Here is an 18,575-nt window from a genome sequence, read left to right as displayed (position 1 = left end):
AGGTGGGGGGTGGCGGGGCGGGCGGCAAGGAAGGGGGGCGGGGGGGAAGGCGGCCAGGGGGGGGGGGGCGGGGGGCCGGAGGGGCGGATGGCGGCGCGAGGGGCGGCCGGCAGCGGGTTGCGTGACGATTGCTGTTCCATCGGACAGGATGGAGCAGATGAAATCCTACATTGGAAGGGGGCCGGTGCCCGTGAAGGCCGGGGGATCGCGGGCCGGTTCCGGCCCGTCAGCTCCGGGGCGGCGGCAGCGCCTTGCCGGGATGCGCCGCGCGGACGATCGGCGGCACCGCGAGCAGGATCGCCGCGACCAGCCCGCCGACCGCGAGCAGCCCGAGCGGCGTGGCGCGGGCCTCGGCCTCCATCACGAACCGCTCGCCGAAGCGGATCGTCGCGCGGGCGGTCTGCGGCGTGGCGAGGGGGTGGGGTGCTTCGGCTTCCATCGCGGCGGAACTCCTGGGAGGCGGCTGGGGTCGATAGTCTATCAGATGCCGGGCGATTATCGGAGCGTGGCACGGTGCCGGTGTCAATGTTGCGCCATTGCGGCGGCGGACCATGCGCTATACATGTATAGCAAGAGGAGTCGAGCGATGTTGGCAGTACGTCTGGACACGGAAACCGAAGCGCGGCTCGAAGCGCTGGCGGCGCGGACGGGGCGCACCAAGACCTTCTATGCGCGCGAGGCGATCGCGGCGCATCTCGACGATCTCGAGGACTTCTATCTCGCCGAGGAGCGGTTGCGCGATTTCCGCGACGGCGACGCTATCCCGCTTGCCGACCTGAAGGCCGAGCTTGGCCTGGAGGATTGAGTTCCTGCCGGAAGCGGCGAAGGAACTGAGGAAGCTCGACCGCATAGCTGCGGCGCGGATCATCAAGACGCTGGAGGAGCGGACCGCGGTGCTCGACGACCCGCGCACGCTGGGCAGCGCGCTGACCGGCGACCATGCGGGATATTGGCGCTGGCGGATCGGGGACTATCGGGCGGTGGCGCGGATCGAGGATGAGCGGGTGCTGATCCTGGTGGTGCGTGTGGCGCATCGGCGGGAGGTTTATCGGTGAGGTGAGGTTATCGCAACTGACACCGGAATTTTACTTCCGCAGAGAAATTCGTCCATCCGACTCCTTTTTCAACAGCGCTCGTATTGCCATACGATACTTTGGTGATACGAATCGCCAAGCATCTGCCTGCGGGTTTCTCGTTATAATAGGGTTGTCTTCGGCTGCAAAACCCGACAATATTTGCGATATATTGAGTGTCGCTCCGCCGACGTTGAAGTACTTTCGAAGAATCGCTTCAATATCAGTATATTTAAAATCTTCGAGCTTGCATTGACCTAGGGCATAAAGTGTTTGATTTTTGCGACCAATACGCGTGTCGCGGGCATTCATTGAGCCATGAATTGTGGCAATGTCAGCAGAAAGTGTATCGGCTACCCACGTTTCAGTCGCTCTATCCACAATTTCTCTTGAAATTGTATGATTATTTCGCTCAGCTGCCTGTGCAATAAGTAGGCAAAGCTCCTGAATGTGTTGGGCAATACGATCAGTATTCCAAGCAATCTCTTCAAATACATCTTTTTTGTCTAGATTTTCATGAAAATTAAGCCCGAGTTCTTTAATGAACCCTTGCTCCATAAGTTGGGCAGCTTCTTCGGCCGACATGCGGGCGACCTCAGGGATTTCCACTAACCTATTCGCAACGGGGGCAGATTTAGAAAGCTGAACAATAGTATGCTTCAAATTCGTTGGCGTGCCGACAATAACGAGCTGAATATCGTGTTTAGCGAACGACTCGTCATCTGCATTCAAAATAATCCCGGCAAGCTCACGAACGAGCTTTGGATTATCGATAATAGCCTCGAAATTATCAAAAATAATTGCACAGCGCTGGTCATTACCTGCCCGACGTCGAATCTCTTCTACAAGATGATGAAAGGGGCTTTTGATCACGTACGAACTGGACGTATCCAACCGGTGTTCGACGCCCATACCCATCGGTTTGGCGCCAGCGCTCGAAGCCGTTCCTTCAGAGGATTTTTGCTTTGAGCCCCATTCCCCGAGCTTAACCGTAAATGCTCTATCGAGCGATTCTGCGCCCGATGCATTTCCAAGGTTAACAACTTCGTAGAAGATATCGTGGTCCGCAAAAACCTTCTTAAAGAGCCAGGTTTTTCCGTTCCCACTTTCGCCGTGGATCACGATGAATTTGTTTGATGGGAATGCGTCTATAAGACGGGTCTCCAACTCAGCTCGACGCACATACATCGAGTTATTCACCTCGAATGATTTAGGCGTAAAAACCAGATGAGGTAATTTTTTCAAGTCGCTCGCCCTGCTCTTTCGTCGCAATTCGGATCGTAACCGTTCCCACTTTTAATTTCAAACTCTGACGAAGCGCGCTTTGGTCTAAGCCTAAAAAGCGTAACATTGGCAAAGGAACCGTAGTTTTTTAGGAAGAGCGCGATAACGCGGTCGTCAACTCCATATCCCCTCTCCCCTCAATCATGCTCCCGCCCGCCGGCCCCCATATACAGCTCGCTGCCGGTTTCCTTGAACACCTTGCTCATCTCTTCCATGCCCTTGAGCGCGGCGGCCTTGCTGGCGGCGGCGGTTTCCGCGCCGGTGGGGCCGGTGGCTAGGAAGCCGTCCACGCCCTGGTTCTGCTTCGAGGCGAAGGCGCGGACTTCCTGGCTGATCTGCATCGAGCAGAATTTCGGGCCGCACATCGAGCAGAAATGCGCGGTCTTGGCGCCCTCCGCGGGGAGGGTCTGGTCGTGATACTGCTCGGCCGTGTCGGGATCGAGCGACAGGTTGAACTGGTCGCGCCAGCGGAACTCGAAGCGCGCCTTTGACAGCGCATTGTCGCGGACCTGGGCGGCTGGGTGGCCCTTGGCGAGATCGGCGGCGTGGGCGGCGAGCTTGTAGGTGACGACACCGACCTTCACGTCGTCGCGATCCGGCAATCCAAGGTGCTCCTTGGGGGTGACGTAGCAGAGCATCGCCGTGCCGTACCAACCGATCATCGCGGCGCCGATGCCGCTGGTGATATGGTCATAGCCCGGCGCGATGTCGGTGGTGAGCGGCCCGAGCGTGTAGAAGGGCGCCTCGCCGCAGACTTCGAGCTGCTTGTCCATATTCTCCTTGATCTTGTGCATCGGCACATGGCCGGGGCCTTCGATCATCACCTGGACGTCCTGCTTCCAGGCGCGGTGGGTGAGCTCGCCGAGCGTGTAGAGCTCGCTGAACTGGGCTTCGTCGTTCGCGTCGGCGATCGATCCGGGGCGCAGGCCGTCGCCGAGCGAATAGGCGATGTCATAGGCCTTCATGATCTCGGTGATCTCGTCGAAGCGCTCGTAGAGGAAGCTCTCCTTGTGGTGCGCGAGGCACCATTTCGCCATGATCGAGCCGCCGCGCGAGACGATGCCGGTGACGCGCCGCGCCGCCATCGGGATATAGCCGAGACGCACGCCGGCATGGATGGTGAAATAGTCGACGCCCTGCTCGGCCTGTTCGATGAGGGTGTCGCGGAAGATTTCCCAGGTGAGATCCTCGGCGACGCCGCCGACCTTCTCCAGCGCCTGGTAGATGGGCACGGTGCCGATCGGCACGGGGGCGTTGCGCAGGATCCATTCGCGGGTGTCGTGGATGTTGCGGCCGGTGGAGAGGTCCATCACGGTGTCCGCGCCCCAGCGGATCGACCAGACCATCTTGTCGACTTCGGCCGCGACGTTGGAGGCGACGGCGGAATTGCCGATATTGGCGTTGATCTTGACCAGGAAGTTGCGGCCGATCGCCATTGGCTCGGATTCGGGGTGGTTGATGTTGTTGGGGATGATCGCGCGGCCGCGCGCCACTTCGTCGCGGACGAATTCGGGGGTGACGTAATCGGGGATCGCGGCGCCGAAGGACTGGCCGTCGCGGGTGTATTCGGCGAGGCGCTCGCGGCCGAGATTCTCGCGCTCGGCGACATATTCCATCTCGGGCGTGACGATGCCGCGCCGCGCGTAATGCATCTGGCTGACGTTCATGCCCGGCTTGGCGCGCAAGGGGCGGCGGACGACATTGGGGAAGGGCTGGACGCCTCCCGAACGATCGGGGCCGAGCTGGCCGTTGTCCTCGGGGCGGACCTCGCGGGCTTCGACCTGCTCGACATCGCCGCGGCCGAGGATCCAGTCGCGGCGGAGCGCCGGCAGGCCGGCCATGATGTCGATGCGGGCCTCGGGATCGGTATAGGGGCCGGACGTGTCGTAGACGCGCACCGGCGGCTCGCCCGAATGGGGATCGAGATGGATCTCGCGCATCGCGACCTTGAGCGGGCCGACATGGATCTTCTTCGAGCCGCGAATGGGCCCGGTCGTGACGCCGATCTCGGTGCGCGCGGGGATGTCGGCCATGGTTTGTCGCTCCAAATGTCGGAGCGAGATCACGGGTTTCGGAATGAAAGCCGCTCCCTCCCTCCGCCGGTCTCAACCGGATCAGGTTCAGCGGGTCGAAGGCTGCCGCCTTCCTCTCAACCGCGCATCAGCGGTCCCCCGGGGAATAGGCCGAGTCTAGAAGCAAGCGGCACGGCGGGCAAGCCACCGTGCCGCGGAATCGATCAGGCGAGTGCCGCCTTGCGCCGGCGGTGGCGCATCGAGGCGCCGGCTAGGCCCAGGCCGCCGATCATCATGCCCCAGGCCGCCGGCTCGGGCACGCCCGCCGGATCGGAGAAATCGACCTTGAAGGCCATGTCGTAGGTGCCCCGTACGGACCCGGAAGTGGTCCAGGGGCCTGCCAGCATCGAGGAAAAGCCGTCACCGCCCAGGCTGAAGACGAGCTCGCCGCCGGCATAGACATCCTGCCTCTGGAACTTCGTGCCCACCCCTTTTGTGGCGTCGCTCGCCTGGACCCCGGCATTGGAGAAGAAGAGGACATATTTCTCGCCGCTATCGAGCGCGATGCCGCCGGTGTCGAAGCTGTATTCGCGGCCGGACGGGCCGAACGCATATTGCTGGAGGCTGCTCTCGTAGAGCGCGGTGCCGATCGGGCTCGAACCGTTCCAGGCATAGATATAGGCTTTGAACAGATAGTCCGCCGAGTTGAAGCGGTTGGGGTCCGCGAGGGAAAAGGAGAAGCTGTCGAGCTGGGTCTGCGCACCGACCGTGAAGGTGCTGCCCATCGCATTGATCGAGCTGGTGCCGACGCCGGTCAATATCGTGGTCGCGCCGCCGGTCGTGTCGATATCCTGCGCCATCGCCGGCGAAACCGCAGTTGCCGCGAACAATGCCGCGGCGAGAAAACGCTTGCTGATCATCGGAATGCCCCCACCTTTTGATAAAGGTAGCGCTATCGTTAACCAGCTCCTGCCGCAATTGCGAAACGGTGAAGGCTTGTCCCGTTTCGGGAAGGAGCGCCGCCCCGCATCAGAAGGTGTAGGCCAGCCCCAATATGCCGGTCCATTGATCGGGCGAGCCGGCGATGCTGGTGACGGGGGAATCCCCCGCATCGTTCAGCAGCCGGCGGTAGCTGACGCCGCCGACGAGCTGGAGTCCCCCGGTCAGGTCGCCGGTGAGCGAAGTCATCGCCACCGCGCCCAGGCTCCAGTCCTTCCAGCCCTTGCCGGCGTCGAAGACGGGCAGGCCGCTGGCGACGCTGCCCGCTGGGCTCACGCCGAAATAGGTGTCGGCATAGCCTTCGCCCATATAGTCGGCGGAGAGGTTGATCGCGACGAAGATCTTGCGGCTGAGCGGCGTGCCGTAATCGATCGAGGGCGTGAGCACATAGCTGCGATGCACCTTGCCGACATCGTGCAGATAGCCGACGCCGACCGTGAGCTTGTCATAGTCGCTGGTGAGCACGCCCTGCCGGCCGATGCCGACGAAGCCGCCGGCTTCCAGCGCCATGGGGATCTTGCCGAGCGCCCCGACCCGATCGTCCTCGATCCGGCTGTTGCGGTTGAAATTGACCGAGACGATCGGGCCGGCCTGGAAATCCCAGCCGGGGCCGCCGGGGGTGGGGATCAGATCGACCCAGGCGCGGTTGCCCCTCAGCGTGAAGTTGAAGCCGGAGACGCGCCCCGTCGCCGCCGGCATGGGGACGAGCACCATGTTGTCCGAACCCTCATAGCTCGGGACGATTGTGGCGCCGACGCCGATCGTCAGCCGGTCGCCGTCCAGCTTGGCGGTATCGATTTCGGCGGGCGCGCTGTCCGCCTGCGCCAGCACCGGGGTGGCGATCAGCAGGGGAATCAGCAGGGTAGCGTGGCGAAAGAACATGGCGGCTCCGAGAAATGTTGCACCCGCGAAACGCTTCCCTTCTAGCGCGGGTTCCTGAGAAAGGTAGCAAATCCGAACCCATTGCGTTCCGGCACCGGTTGCGCGCGGCCGGAATGGCCCGATGACAGGCATCATATCAGGGTGGCGGGGGCGGAGAGGGTCATCCGGACCTGTCCGCGCCGCGCGGCGACGGGACAGGGGGAGACGGAGGAGGTGAGGGGAGGGTAATCCTCACCTCCTCCGCCGGGAGGGCGCGCCCTGAAGCGGGACGAGCACGCTCTCCTAGCCGGTTCGCCGGTGCCGCATCCACACGGCAACCGGCACATGAAATCCTGCGATTCCATGAATTTGTAATTTCGTGCGGGCGTTTCGGCCGGACCAGAGCGCGGTTAGGGGCCGAGTGTGCAACTCTCATGACACCGGAAGAAGAAAGTTCGGCGGCGCCCCGCGCTATCGGGGCAGTTCCGGCAACGCCCAGTCGATCGGCTTCTCGCCGCGGCTCTCCAGGAACGCATTGGCCTTGGAGAAATGCCGGCTGCCGAAAAAGCCCGAATGCGCCGACAAGGGCGAGGGGTGCGGCGCCTTCAGCACCAGATGCCGCCCGCCGCGATCGATCGAATCGACGAACGCCGCCTTTTTCTGCGCATGGCTGCCCCAGAGCAGGAACACCACCGGATCGGGCTTGGCGTTGACCAGCCGGATCACCGCGTCGGTGAAGCGCTCCCAGCCGCGCCCCTGGTGCGAGGCGGCCATGCCCATCTGCACGGTCAGCACTGCGTTCAGCAGCAGCACGCCCTGCTTCGCCCAATGCTCCAGGAAGCCGTGGCGCGCCGGGGGGATGCCGAGATCGGTCTCCATCTCCTTGTAGATGTTGACCAGGCTCGGCGGCGTGCGGACGCCGGGGCGGACCGAGAAGCACAGGCCATGCGCCTGGCCTTCGCCATGATAGGGATCCTGCCCCAGGATCACGACGCGGACATCCTCCAGCGGCGTCAGGTCGAGCGCGCGGAACCATTCGCTGCCGGCGGGGAAGATGCGCCTGCCCGCTGCCTTCTCGGCGACGAGATATTCCTTCAGCGCCGCCATGTACGGCGATGCGAACTCGTCCTCCAGCGGCGCGAGCCAGCTCGGATGCAGCTTGACGTCTCCCATGCGCCTGCTGTCGGAAAGCGCGGGCCCGCTGTCAATCGCGCGACGGACAATCCGTGCGCAGCGGGCAGCGCGCGCAGGCCGGCGCCTCCGGGCGGCAGGCGGTCTGGCCCAGCCGCTTGGCGGCGATGTGGAAGGCGAGGAAATCGTCGCCCGACCAATGCGGCATCGCGGCGGTGACCGCTTCGCTCGCGGCAAGCGCCTCGGCGCCGGAATCGACGAAGCCGAGCCGGCGGAGCAGGCGCAGCGCATGGCTGTCGACGATGAACACGGGGCGCGAGAGCGTGCTCGCGTTGAGCGTCGATGCCGCCACCTTGCGGCCGACGCCGGGCAGCCGCTCGAGCCAGGCCAGCGCGTCGTCGAGCGGGAGATCGCCCAGAAAGTCCAGGTCGAAATCCGGCTTCTCTCGCGCGATCCGCCGGAGCGCCGCCGCCAGCCATGCGGCCTTGGAGTCGGCGAAGGTTACCTCCGCGATGGTTTCCTCGATCAGCGGGACCGGCGCGGCGGCGATGCTCCGCGCGGAGCCGAACCGGTCGCGCAGCCGGTGATAGGCGGCGAGCGATACGGGATCGCGGGTGCGTCCGCTGATGAGCGACTTGACCAATTGCCCGATCGGCTTGCGGCGCCGGGACGGCAGCGCGGTGCCGAGGCTCGCCAGGCCGGCGCGCCAATGCTCCAGATCGTTCCGGCCGAAGAAACCGAGCTGCATGGGAGGAGGGTGGAACATATAAGGAACGAATGTCAATCCTGATCGGGCAATATCGGCTTTGAGCCCCTCCCCTTCAGGGGAGGGGTTGGGGGGTGGGGGATGTCTCATCGAGACCTGCGCTCGTGATTACTGCCCCACCCCAACCCCTCCCCTGAAGGGGAGGGGCTTTGCGCGGCCCCGTGGCAAAAGCTGCCGATCGCGGTAGAAGCCCGGCCATGCACGTCACCCATGATTCGTCCGCCGGGCCGGCGGAGACGATCGGCTTCGATCAGTTCCTGGCGGTCGATATCCGTGTGGGCACGATCGTCGAGGCGCTGCCCTTTCCGGAGGCGCGCAAGCCCGCCTTCAAGCTGGTGATCGATTTCGGGCCGGTGATCGGCCGCAAGCGCTCCTCGGCGCAGATCACCGAACATTATAGGCTGGAGGAACTGCACGGCCGGCAGGTCGCGGCCGTGGTCAATTTTCCGCCGCGCCAGATCGGCAAGTTCATGTCTGAAGTGCTGACGCTCGGCTTTCCGGATGCCGAGGGCAAGGTGGTGCTGTTCCATCCCGGTGAGCCGGTGCCGAACGGCGGCCGCCTGTTCTGATCCTCAGGTCCGCACCGCCGTCAGCAGATAGTTGAGCGCTTCGTTGCCGCCGGTGACGAAGCCTCGGGCCGGCGAGAAGCTTAGCCCGCGCCGCTCGATCACGCGCAGCCCGGCGTCCGCCAGCAGCGCCTCCAGCTCCTCGGGCCTCAGGAATCGATCCCAGTCGTGCGTCCCCTTGGGGATCGCGCCCAGCCCTTCGCCCAGCTCGATCATCGCCACGCGCGACAGGAGCGTGCGGTTGGGTGTGGAGAGGATCATCAGCGCGCCCTCGGCCAGCGCGCCGGCCAGGCCGGCGACGAACGCGGCGGGATCGCTGACATGCTCGATCACTTCCATCGAGACGACCAGATCGAAGCGCCGCCCGGCCAGATCCTCGATCCCGCCGGCGACATAGTCGATGTCGAGGCCCGTCGCTTCGGCATGGGCGCGGGCCGCGCCGATATTCTCGGGCGCGGCGTCCACGCCGGTCACCTTCGCGCCGAGCCGGGCGAGCGGCTCGGCGAGCAGCCCCGCGCCGCAGCCGACATCGATCGCCGTCCTGCCCTTGAGCGGCGCGAAGGCGGCGGGATCGCCGCCCCAATGCGCGTCCACGCTCTCGCGGATATAGGCCAGCCGCGCCGGGTTCAGCCGGTGGAGCATCGCCGAACTGCCTTTGGGATCCCACCAGTCGCGCGCCAGCCTGCCGAAATGCTCAGCTTCACGCGGGTCAATTGTTGCTTTGGTTGCGTTCGCCATGAGGCGCTCCTATCAGGCACGCCCATCTCCCCCAAGGCCAGGAAACAAGCAACCAGCCATGGCGCGTATCGTGATGAAATTCGGCGGCACCTCGATGGCCGGCATCGAGCGTATCCGGAGCGTGGCCGCGCGCGTGAAACGCGAATGGGAGGCGGGCAACCAGGTCGCGGTCGTCGTCTCGGCGATGGCGGGCGAGACCGATCGGCTGGTCGGCTTCTGCCGCGAAGCCTCGTCGCTCTACGATCCCAAGGAATATGACGTCGTCGTCTCGGCGGGCGAGCAGATCACTTCGGGGCTGCTGGCGATCGCGCTCCAGGCGATCGGCGTGCCGGCGCGCAGCTGGATGGGCTGGCAATTGCCGATCCGCACGTCCGACGGCCATGCCTCGGCCCGGATCGCCGATATCGATACGGCGACGCTCGACGCCAGCCTCGCCAGGGGCGAGGTCGCGGTGATCCCGGGCTTCCAGGGCGTGGCGGCCGGCGAGCGCGTCACCACGCTGGGCCGTGGCGGATCGGATACGTCGGCGGTGGCGATGGCGGCGGCGATGAAGGCCGATCGCTGCGACATCTATACCGACGTGGACGGCGTCTACACCACCGATCCGCGCATCGTGCCGCGCGCGCGCAAGCTGAAGCGCGTGACCTATGAGGAAATGCTCGAGCTCGCCAGCGTCGGCGCCAAGGTGCTTCAGACGCGCTCGGTGGGGCTTGCAATGAAGGAAGGCGTCCGCGTCCAGGTGCTGTCCTCGTTCGTCGATGCCGACGGCGCGAGCGAGCCGGGCACGCTGATCGTGGGCGAAGAGGAGATCGACGACATGGAACGCCAGCTCATCACGGGCATCGCGCACGACAAGAACGAAGCCAAGATCACGCTGACCGCGGTGCCCGACAGGCCCGGCGCGGTCGCCTCGATCTTCACGCCGCTGGCGGACGCGAACATCAATGTCGACATGATCGTCCAGAACGTGGCGCATTCGACGGGATCGACCGACGTGACCTTCACCGCCCCCCAGGCCGAGCTGGCCCGGGTGCTCGACGTGCTGAACAAGTCGCAGGAGTCGATCGGCTTCGCCAAGCTGATCCACGATCCGCGCGTCTCGAAGATCTCGGTGGTGGGCGTGGGCATGCGCAGCCATGCCGGCGTCGCCGCGACGATGTTCAAGACGCTGGGCGATCGCGGCATCAACGTGCAGGCGATCACCACGTCGGAGATCAAGGTCTCGGTGCTGATCCACGAGGACGAGACCGAGCTTGCGGTGCGCGTGCTGCATACCGCCTATGGGCTGGATGCCGAGGACGCGGGCTGATTGCCGAATGCGCCCCCGTACGGGGGCGATGCGGGGCCGGTCAGTGTCCGGTCGTATGTGCCGCTACTGCGTCGCGGAACGCCTGCACCTGGCGATTGAGCGCGACGAGCTGCTCGACGGGCAGTCCCGCCGCGGCGAACAGCGTTTCGCCCAGGCAGTGCGTCCGCTCCTGCAGCGCGCGGCCCTGCTCGGTCAGATGCACCAGCACCTGGCGCTCGTCGCCGGGATTGCGCGCACGGGTGAGCATCCCTGCCGCTTCCAGCCGCTTCACCAGCGGCGTGATCGTGCTCGATTCGAGCGCCAGCCGCTCGGCGATCGCGCCGATGGCCTGGCCGTCGTCCTCCCACAGCACGTTGAGCACCAGATATTGCGGATAGGTGATTCCCAGCGCGTCGAGCAGCGGCTTGTAGACGCGGTTCACCGCCATGCTCGCGCCATAGAGCGAGAAGCACAGAAGCTGGTCGAGCCTGGGCGAGGGGGTTGGCATGGCGGTCGATCCTTGTTTGTCGCAAAAATACATATCGCGATAAATTAATGCTGGACAAGCCCCGCGATGCTCCATAGATAATCACTTATCGCGATAATTATTATCGCATAATGGAAAAGGAGCCCTGTCATGAAGACGCTGTATCAGGCCGAAGCCATCGCCACCGGCGGCCGCACCGGCACCGCCCGCTCGAGCGACGGCGCGCTGTCGGTCACGCTGGACACCCCCAAGGAGCTCGGCGGCGCCGGCGGTGCCGGAACCAACCCCGAGCAGCTCTTCGCGGCGGGCTATGCCGCCTGCTTCCTCGGTGCGCTGAAGTTCGTCGCTGGGCAAAAGAAGGTCGCGATCGGCGAGCCCCTGGTCACTGCCCGGGTGGGCATCGGTCCGCGCGACGACGGCGCCGGCTTCGGCCTTGCGATCGCGCTGCGCGTCTCGATCCCCGCCGTCGACGACGAGACCGCCAAGGCGCTGATCGCGGCCGCCGACGTGGTCTGCCCCTATTCGGAGCTGACCCGCAACGGCGCCAAGGTCGATCTCGCCCAGGCGTGAGCCCCTCCCGCATCGCAAAGGCAATTCCGATGAACGTTGATAGGATCGAGAGGTCCGCGCCGGCTGGCGCGGACCGGTGGCTCCAACATTATTACCTTGTCCGCGCCGGGGTCTCCGCGCTCTGGGTCGCTGCGGCGGCGACGCTCGGTGTCGCCGATCCGGTGGCCGGCGCGGCGCTGCTGGTCGCCTATCCCGCCTGGGACGCGCTGGCCAATGTCGCCGATGCGCGGCGCAACGGCGGCGCGCGGGCCAATCCTTCCCAGGCGCTCAATGCCGTGGTGAGCGGCGGGCTGAGCATCGCGGTGCTCGTCGCGCTCGGCCATGGCATGCACGCCGTGCTCGCGCTGTTCGGCATCTGGGCGGGGCTTGCCGGCCTGTTCCAGCTGCTTACGGGGATTCGCCGCTGGAAGAGCCAGGGCGCGCAATGGGCGATGATCCTGAGCGGCGCGCAATCGGCGCTCGCCGGCGGGTTCTTCCTCAAACAGGCAAGCGGCGCGGCGACGCCGACGATCCTCGACATCGCGCCCTATGCCGCGTTCGGCGCCTTCTACTTCCTCGTCTCGGGAGTATGGCTTGCCGTGCGCGGGCGGCGCTGATCCCCGCGCCGGCGGTCGAGGTGGACATGGGGCAGGCCGTGCAGGGCTTGCCCCATGCCCCCGGGCGCGGCTAGGCCCTCGCGATGAACATGGTTTCCACGATCGGCGCCGAGCGCCTTCAGCGGCGCATGGCGCGCGGGTGCGAGTTTCTGGGATCGAAGGTCGCGATCCTGTGCGGCGCGATGTCCTGGGTTTCGGAGCGGCATCTGGTCTCGGCGATGTCGAACGCGGGCGGCTTCGGCCTGATCGCGTGCGGCGCGATGAGCCCCGAGCTGCTCGATGCCGAGATCGCGGCGACCAAGGCGCTCACCGACAAGCCGTTCGGCGTCAACCTCATCACGATGCACCCCCAGCTCATGGACCTGATCGCGGTATGCGGCCGTCATGACGTCACGCATATCGTGCTGGCGGGGGGCCTTCCCCCCGCGGGCTCGCTCGACGCGATCAAGGCGAACGGCGCCAAGCTGATCTGCTTCGCGCCCGCGCTCAGCCTGGCGAAGAAGCTGATCCGATCGGGCGTCGACGCGCTGGTGGTCGAGGGGATGGAGGCCGGCGGCCATATCGGCCCGGTCTCGACCAGCGTGCTGGCGCAGGAGATATTGCCCGAGGTTTCCGAGCAGGTGCCGGTGTTCGTCGCCGGCGGCATCGGCCGGGGCGAGGCGATCGCGGCCTATCTCGACATGGGCGCCGCGGGCGTCCAGCTCGGCACCCGCTTCGTCTGCGCGACCGAGAGCATCGCGCATCCCAATTTCAAGCGCGCCTTCATCCGCGCCTCGGCCCGCGACGCCATCGCCAGCGTCCAGATCGATCCGCGGCTTCCCGTGATTCCGGTGCGCGCGCTCAAGAACGCCTCGACCGAGCTGTTCACCGCCAAGCAGCGCGAAGTCGCCCAGCTGCTGGACGACGGCAAGGTCGAGATGCTGGAGGCCCAGCTCCAGATCGAGCATTACTGGGCCGGCGCGCTGCGCCGCGCGGTGATCGACGGCGATGTCGACAACGGCTCGCTGATGGCGGGCCAGTCGGTCGGCATGGTCTCGAAGGAGGAGCCCGTCGCCGACATCATCGCCACGCTGATGGCCGAGGCCGCCCATGCGCTGGAGAAGCGCGCGGCCTAGCGCTCGCGGAAGAGGCGCCAGAGCTCGACCGCGCATTGCCCCACGGTGATCGCGCCGACCACGATCACCGCGATGTGCAGCGACAGGTCGAGGCTTTGCTGGATCCGCGCCGCCTGCGCGGCATCGGCCGAGAGGGGCGTGGCGATCAGGATACGGCCCGCCTGGTAGAGCATTGCGGCGATCGCGACGGTGCCCGCGGTGCAGGCGATCAGGATCGCGGCGCGCAGGGCCTTCCAGCCCGGACGGAGCAGCGCCACCAGCCCTTGTACGACGCGTAGCCCGACCAGCGCGACGACAGGCCAGAAGAGCGGCGCCCAGACCGGCGCGGCCGTGATCGCCACGTCGCTGTGCGGCGGCATCAGCGGCACGGCGATCGCCCCGGCCCACCAGAGCAGGAAGCCGATCCCGAACGCGATCTCGAACAGCGGCTCCCAGGGCCGGCGGCGGCGCGCGGGCGGCAGGCGCAGGACGGGCAGCTCCTCCGGCTTCCAGCGTTCGAGATAGGCGGCGAGCCAGCCGGTGCGCTCGACTATGGCGAAGACCAAAGTGACGATCGCGGCGTTCAGCAGCAGCGACTGGAGCCCTTCGCTCACCCCCTGGGCCAGCGCCTGGGCGAGCGGCTGGGTGCCGACGATCGCGCGCCCGCCGGTCTCCACCGCCTCGATCACCGCGACGATCGCGAGGACGACGCGCAGCACGAACCAGTAGAAGGGGAACACCTCCGCCCCGATCAGCGCGCGCTGGCCGTGATAGCGTCCGGCGACGGCGAGCGGATGGCCGAACTCGCGGAGCAGTGCGCCGATCTCGTCCCGGCGCAGCGGGCGGCCGAGCGATTCCTCGCGGTCCTCGATCCGGCTGGCGATCAGGTCGGCCAGCTCCTCGATAATGTCGTCCGCCTTGCCGGCGGGCAGGTTCCAGCGCACCGCGCCGAGATAGCGTTCGATGAGGTCCATCACTTGTCCTTCCCGGTAAGGCGGAGGATCGATTCCGAAATCGCGTTCCATTCGGCGAGGAGCTGGCCGAGCACCGCCAGCCCGTCGGGGCTCAGGCGATAGAAGCGCTTGTTGCGCCGCGCCTCCTCGCGCCATTCGCTGGTGAGCAGCCCCTGCGCCTCCAGCCGGCGGAGCAGCGGATAGAGCGCGCCTTCCTCGATCGGCAGCCCGGCTTCCTCCAGGCTGACGCGCAGCGTGTAGCCGTAGCGCTCCTCGCGCAGCGCCCCGAGCACCGCCAGCACCAGCGATCCCCGGCGCAGCTCGACGCGCAGCTTCTCGAACAGATCGTCTTCGATGGGCACCGACTCGTCCCGTATCATGGGTGATACACACTATATGACGCACAGTACTGTGCGACGCAAGGTATATAATTGTACCGGTCGGTCCTTGGCGTCTGCCCCGCCAATCTGATAGCGCTGACACATGGCCCTCACCGCAGCCGCTTCCGCCCGGGAAATCCTCACGCGTCTCCACGACGTGATGGCGAAGCGGCTTCCGGCCCAGTCGAAGCTCAATTCGGTCGTCAACACGATCGGCGAAGTGCTGCACAGCGAGGTCTGCTCGATCTACCTGCTGCGCGAAGGCGTGCTGGAGCTGTTCGCGACGCGCGGGCTTTCGCAGGACGCGGTCCATGTCACCAAGCTGGCGCTGGGCGAGGGGCTGGTCGGCACGATCGCCCAGCATGTCGAGACGCTCAATCTCGACGAGGCCGAGATGCATCCCGCCTTCGCCTATCGGCCGGAGACGGGCGAGGAGGCGTATCACAGCTTCGCCGGCGTGCCGATCATCCGGCGCGAGCGCGCGGTGGGCGTGCTCGCGGTCCAGCATGCCGATCCGCGCCGCTATGCCGATGTCGAGATCGAGGCGCTGCAGACCGTGGCGATGGTGCTTTCCGAGCTGATCGCCAATGCCGATCTGGTCGATACCGCGGGCGGCGGCTCCGTCCGGCCCCAGCCGACCGTCGCCACGCATACCCGTGGCTTCAAGCTGGTCGAGGGCATGGCTGCCGGCGTCGCGGTGTTCCACCAGCCGCGCATCACGATCGAGCATACCGTCGCCGAGGATGTCGAGGCCGAGCGGCACCGGGTCTATGCGGCGTTCGACAAGATGCGCGAGCAGATCGAGCGCATGGCGAGCCAGGCCGAGTTCGGCGGCGGCGGCGAGCAGGACGAGATCCTCGCGACCTACAAGATGTTCGCCTATGACGAAGGCTGGTCGCGCCGGATCAACGAGGCGATCGATTCCGGCCTGACCGCCGAGGCGGCGATCGAGCGCGTCCAGCAGCGCACCCGCCAGCGCATGCGCGAGATCGACGATCCGCTCCTGCGCGATCGGATGCACGATCTGGAGGATCTCTCCAATCGCCTGCTCCGCATCGTATCGGGCCAGCTCGGCACGGCGGCGCAGATGGGCCTCCGGCAGGATTCGATCCTGATCGCGCGCAATCTCGGCCCCGCCGAACTGCTCGAATATGATCGCCGGCGCCTGAAGGGCGTGGTGCTGGAGGAAGGCTCGCTCACCGCGCATGTCACCATCGTCGCGCGGGCGATGGGCGTGCCCGTGCTCGGCCGTGTCCGCGACATCCGCCGGCTGGTCGCCGAGGGCGACATGCTGCTGCTCGACGTGAGCGAGGAAAGCCTGTTCATCCGCCCCAGCAGCGCGATGCAGGAGGCGTTCGAGGCCAAGCTCGCGCTCAGCCAGAAGCGCCGCGCCGCCTTTGCCCGGCTGCGTTCCGAAGCGCCGGTGACGCTCGACGGCCACCGCGTCACGGTGATGGTCAATGCCGGGCTGCGCGACGATATCGCCGCGGTCGACCTGACCGGCGCCGACGGCATCGGCCTGTTCCGCACCGAATTCCAGTTCCTCGTCTCGGCCACCTTGCCCCAGCGCGAGGCGCAGCGGCGGCTCTACAAGGACGTGCTCGACGGGGTCGGCGACAAATCGGTCACCTTCCGCACCGTCGATATCGGCGGCGACAAGGCGCTCCCCTATCTCGATCATGACGAGGAGGGCGAGGAGGAGAATCCGGCGATGGGCTGGCGGGCGCTGCGCCTCGCGCTCGATCGCGACGGGCTGATGAAGGCCCAGGCGCGCGCGCTGATCGAGGCGGGCGCAGGCCGCACCCTGAACGTGATGTTCCCGATGGTCTCGGAGCCCTGGGAGTTCGATCAGGCGCGCGCGCTGTTCGAGGCGCAGCGCGCCTGGCTCGCGGCGCGCGGCAAGAAGATGCCGGCCGAGATCCGCTATGGCGCGATGCTGGAGGTGCCGGCGCTCGCCGAAGTGCTCGACCTGTTGCTGCCCAAGCTCGATTTCCTGTCGATCGGCACCAACGACCTGACCCAGTTCCTGTTCGCCGCCGATCGCGCGCATCCCAAGCTGGCGATGCGCTATGACTGGCTCAGCCCGTCGATCCTGCGCTTCCTCAAGCGCGTGACCGATCAGGCCCATGCCGCCGACGTGCCCGTCGCGGTGTGCGGCGAGATGGGCGGGCGGCCGCTGGAGGCCATGGCGCTGATCGGGCTTGGCATCGATCGGCTTTCGATCACGCCGGCGGCGGTCGGCCCGATCAAGGCGATGGTCCGCTCGCTCGATCGCGCCGCGCTGATGCAGGTGGTGCAGACCCAGCTCGCGGACCCGCGGACCTCGCTGCGCGCCGCGCTCGAAGCCTGGGCGCACGAACATTCGGTCGAACTGGCCTGATCCACAGGCGGATTGAGTACGCGCCGTTGACACTCGCGGCGCGCTGGAGGACACCGCCTCGAAAGGCGGCGGCACCCAGACAAAAAGCCCGTTCGCCGGAGGTCGTGCATGGAAGGCGAACCCGCCGAAGACCCTACGCTGTTTCCCGCCAAGATCGGCGAGAGGCTCAGAATCGCGCGTGAGGCGCAAGGGCTCGACATTGCCGAGATCGCCAGCCGTACCCGCATCCCGCAGCGGCATCTGGAGGCGATCGAGAAGGGCAATTACACCGGTCTTCCCTCGGTCACCTATGCGATGGGTTTCGCCAAGGCCTATGCCCGCGCGGTGGGCGTCGACGAGGTCGCGATCGCGCGCGAGGTGCGCGCCGAGCTCGGCGATTACGAGCGCCCGGCGGTCGCGCCCGAATATCCGCTCGAAGATCCTTCGCGCGTGCCGTCGCGCGGGCTCGCCTGGGCCGGGGTGATCGTCGCGATCCTGGTGCTGGCCGGCGTCGGGCTGTGGTTCGGCACCAATCTCTTCCGCGGCGGCGCCCCCGCGAGCGAGGGGCTGGTGCAGGTCCAGGACAATGCCGCGGCTGCGGCCGTGCCGGGCAACGAAGCGGAGCCTGCCGTCGCCGCCACGCCGGCGGAGCAGGAGCATGTCACGCTCGTCGCGCTCGACACGGTCTGGCTGCGCATCACCGGCGACGACGGCAAGCGGCTGTTCGAGAAGGAGATGGCGCCGGGCGAGCGTTACGAGGTGCCGATCGACGTCCAGCATCCGATCGCCCGCACCGGCCGGCCCGACAATATCCAGGTGACGATCAACGGCTCGAACGTGCCGCCGCTCGGCACCGGGGTCGAGACGGTCAATATCGATGTCGGCGCCGCCGCGCTGCGTTCGCGTGGCCAGCCGGGGACGGCGTCTTCGCCCGCGCCCGGCAATGCGAGCGCCGCGCCTTGAGGCATGCGTCGTTCGCCGGCTATATCGGCGTCCGTACCTTTACCGGCTGAAACTGGGCTCCCGGGGATTTGACTATGCGTATCGTGATGGCTGTAGCGGCGCTCCTCGCCGCGATGGGCGTGAGCGGCACCGCCGCCGCGCAGACGACCACCCTGACGCTCGACGGCCGCGTCGACCGGCTCGAGCGCGAGATGCGCGCGGTGCAGCGCAAGGTGTTCCCCGGCGGCGCCGGCAAGACGGTCGAGGCGCAGATCACGCCCGAGACCAGCACGGTGATCCCCGGATCGCCCGTCGATACGCCGCTGAACGATCTTACCCAGCGCGTCGCGGGGCTGGAGAGCCAGATCCAGTCGATGACCGGCCAGGTGGAGCAGGACCAGTATCGCCTGCGCCAGCTCGAGGAGTCGTTCAACGCATATAAGAGCGCGACCGACGCGCGGATCGCCGCGCTCGAA

General features: G+C 66.4%; 20 protein-coding genes, 1 pseudogene and 1 riboswitch. Of the genes and pseudogenes, 10 read left to right on the top strand and 11 right to left on the bottom strand.

Translation table 11 applies throughout. The annotated features are described in order from the left end of the window. Positions 1-226 precede the first annotated feature (226 nt). Entirely contained in the window at positions 227-439 is a 213-nt protein-coding gene (locus tag HB724_RS18405; protein WP_213982404.1) for a hypothetical protein, read from the bottom strand. A 147-nt stretch (positions 440-586) separates the two neighbouring features. Here HB724_RS18405 and HB724_RS18400 point away from each other — a divergent pair, with 147 nt between their 5' ends. Both HB724_RS18400 and HB724_RS18395 read left to right on the top strand, forming a co-directional pair. Next, entirely contained in the window at positions 587-805 is a 219-nt protein-coding gene (locus tag HB724_RS18400; RefSeq protein WP_213982403.1) for a TraY domain-containing protein, read from the top strand. Continuing rightward, a complete protein-coding gene (locus tag HB724_RS18395) occupies positions 789-1,055 on the top strand; it encodes a type II toxin-antitoxin system RelE/ParE family toxin (protein ID WP_213982402.1) in 267 nt (88 codons plus the stop codon). The genes HB724_RS18400 and HB724_RS18395 overlap by 17 nt, the downstream gene beginning before the upstream one ends. Positions 1,056-1,085: 30 nt before the next feature. Here HB724_RS18395 and HB724_RS18390 read toward each other — a convergent pair whose 3' ends face one another. The 6 genes from HB724_RS18390 to HB724_RS18365 all read right to left on the bottom strand — a co-directional run bounded on the left by HB724_RS18390 (position 1,086) and on the right by HB724_RS18365 (position 8,108). Then, positions 1,086-2,318 (bottom strand): ATP-binding protein, encoded by a 1,233-nt coding sequence (locus HB724_RS18390; RefSeq protein WP_213982401.1) that lies wholly within the window; start codon positions 2,316-2,318, stop codon positions 1,086-1,088. Between the two features lie 176 nt (positions 2,319-2,494). Next, positions 2,495-4,390 carry a phosphomethylpyrimidine synthase ThiC gene (gene thiC / locus HB724_RS18385; RefSeq protein ID WP_213982400.1) on the bottom strand — a complete coding sequence of 632 codons (1,896 nt, stop codon included), beginning with the start codon at positions 4,388-4,390 and terminating at the stop codon, positions 2,495-2,497. Between the two features lie 41 nt (positions 4,391-4,431). Next, positions 4,432-4,540: riboswitch (TPP riboswitch) on the bottom strand. Between the two features lie 53 nt (positions 4,541-4,593). Beyond that, positions 4,594-5,289 (bottom strand): PEPxxWA-CTERM sorting domain-containing protein, encoded by a 696-nt coding sequence (locus tag HB724_RS20570; RefSeq protein ID WP_256731615.1) that lies wholly within the window; start codon positions 5,287-5,289, stop codon positions 4,594-4,596. Positions 5,290-5,398: 109 nt separating this feature from the next. Continuing rightward, entirely contained in the window at positions 5,399-6,250 is an 852-nt protein-coding gene (locus HB724_RS18375; protein ID WP_213982399.1) for a MipA/OmpV family protein, read from the bottom strand. Positions 6,251-6,700: 450 nt separating this feature from the next. Further along, on the bottom strand, positions 6,701-7,402 hold the full coding sequence (gene ung, locus HB724_RS18370; protein ID WP_213982398.1) for a uracil-DNA glycosylase: 702 nt from the start codon (positions 7,400-7,402) through the stop codon (positions 6,701-6,703). 31 nt (positions 7,403-7,433) lie between these two features. Further along, positions 7,434-8,108: an endonuclease III gene (locus HB724_RS18365; protein ID WP_213982397.1), complete on the bottom strand. Its 675-nt coding sequence runs from the start codon at positions 8,106-8,108 to the stop codon at positions 7,434-7,436. A gap of 215 nt (positions 8,109-8,323) precedes the next feature. Here HB724_RS18365 and HB724_RS18360 point away from each other — a divergent pair, with 215 nt between their 5' ends. Further along, positions 8,324-8,695 carry a tRNA-binding protein gene (locus HB724_RS18360; protein WP_213982396.1) on the top strand — a complete coding sequence of 124 codons (372 nt, stop codon included), beginning with the start codon at positions 8,324-8,326 and terminating at the stop codon, positions 8,693-8,695. 3 nt (positions 8,696-8,698) lie between these two features. Here HB724_RS18360 and ubiG read toward each other — a convergent pair whose 3' ends face one another. Beyond that, a complete protein-coding gene (gene ubiG / locus HB724_RS18355) occupies positions 8,699-9,430 on the bottom strand; it encodes a bifunctional 2-polyprenyl-6-hydroxyphenol methylase/3-demethylubiquinol 3-O-methyltransferase UbiG (protein WP_213982395.1) in 732 nt (243 codons plus the stop codon). Between the two features lie 58 nt (positions 9,431-9,488). On the opposite strand from ubiG, the gene HB724_RS18350 reads away from it, so the two are divergent. Then, positions 9,489-10,739, top strand: coding sequence for an aspartate kinase (locus HB724_RS18350; RefSeq protein WP_213982394.1), 1,251 nt, complete (start codon positions 9,489-9,491; stop codon positions 10,737-10,739). Between the two features lie 40 nt (positions 10,740-10,779). On the opposite strand, the gene HB724_RS18345 is transcribed toward HB724_RS18350, so the two are convergent. Continuing rightward, entirely contained in the window at positions 10,780-11,226 is a 447-nt protein-coding gene (locus tag HB724_RS18345; protein ID WP_213982393.1) for a MarR family transcriptional regulator, read from the bottom strand. A gap of 129 nt (positions 11,227-11,355) precedes the next feature. Here HB724_RS18345 and HB724_RS18340 point away from each other — a divergent pair, with 129 nt between their 5' ends. From HB724_RS18340 to HB724_RS18330, 3 genes are all read left to right on the top strand, one after another. After that, positions 11,356-11,775, top strand: a complete 420-nt coding sequence (locus HB724_RS18340) for an organic hydroperoxide resistance protein (protein WP_213982392.1) — start codon at positions 11,356-11,358, stop codon at positions 11,773-11,775. A 29-nt stretch (positions 11,776-11,804) separates the two neighbouring features. Continuing rightward, entirely contained in the window at positions 11,805-12,371 is a 567-nt protein-coding gene (locus HB724_RS18335) for a DUF308 domain-containing protein (protein WP_213982391.1), read from the top strand. A gap of 83 nt (positions 12,372-12,454) precedes the next feature. Continuing rightward, positions 12,455-13,486, top strand: a complete 1,032-nt coding sequence (locus HB724_RS18330; RefSeq protein WP_213982390.1) for a nitronate monooxygenase — start codon at positions 12,455-12,457, stop codon at positions 13,484-13,486. On the opposite strand, the gene HB724_RS18325 is transcribed toward HB724_RS18330, so the two are convergent. Together HB724_RS18325 and HB724_RS18320 are read right to left on the bottom strand one after the other, a co-directional pair. After that, on the bottom strand, positions 13,483-14,439 hold the full coding sequence (locus HB724_RS18325) for a hypothetical protein (RefSeq protein WP_213982389.1): 957 nt from the start codon (positions 14,437-14,439) through the stop codon (positions 13,483-13,485). The genes HB724_RS18330 and HB724_RS18325 overlap by 4 nt on opposite strands. Then, on the bottom strand, positions 14,439-14,798 hold the full coding sequence (locus HB724_RS18320) for a PadR family transcriptional regulator (RefSeq protein ID WP_213982388.1): 360 nt from the start codon (positions 14,796-14,798) through the stop codon (positions 14,439-14,441). Before HB724_RS18320 ends, HB724_RS18325 begins: the two co-directional genes overlap by 1 nt. 103 nt (positions 14,799-14,901) lie before the next feature. Here HB724_RS18320 and ptsP point away from each other — a divergent pair, with 103 nt between their 5' ends. The 3 genes and pseudogenes from ptsP to HB724_RS18305 all read left to right on the top strand — a co-directional run. Further along, positions 14,902-17,178, top strand: coding sequence for a phosphoenolpyruvate--protein phosphotransferase (ptsP, locus tag HB724_RS18315; RefSeq protein ID WP_213982387.1), 2,277 nt, complete (start codon positions 14,902-14,904; stop codon positions 17,176-17,178). 108 nt (positions 17,179-17,286) lie between these two features. After that, positions 17,287-18,120, top strand: coding sequence for a helix-turn-helix domain-containing protein (locus HB724_RS18310; protein ID WP_213982386.1), 834 nt, complete (start codon positions 17,287-17,289; stop codon positions 18,118-18,120). Between the two features lie 74 nt (positions 18,121-18,194). Continuing rightward, a pseudogene (locus tag HB724_RS18305) lies at positions 18,195-18,575 on the top strand (hypothetical protein); the annotation flags it as partial.

The organism is Sphingomonas sp. dw_22 (assembly GCF_018449795.1).
Classification (GTDB): Bacteria; Pseudomonadota; Alphaproteobacteria; order Sphingomonadales; family Sphingomonadaceae; genus Sphingomonas.
Note: the sequence above shows the minus strand (reverse complement) of the source record. Positions and strands in the feature narration are given on the sequence as shown.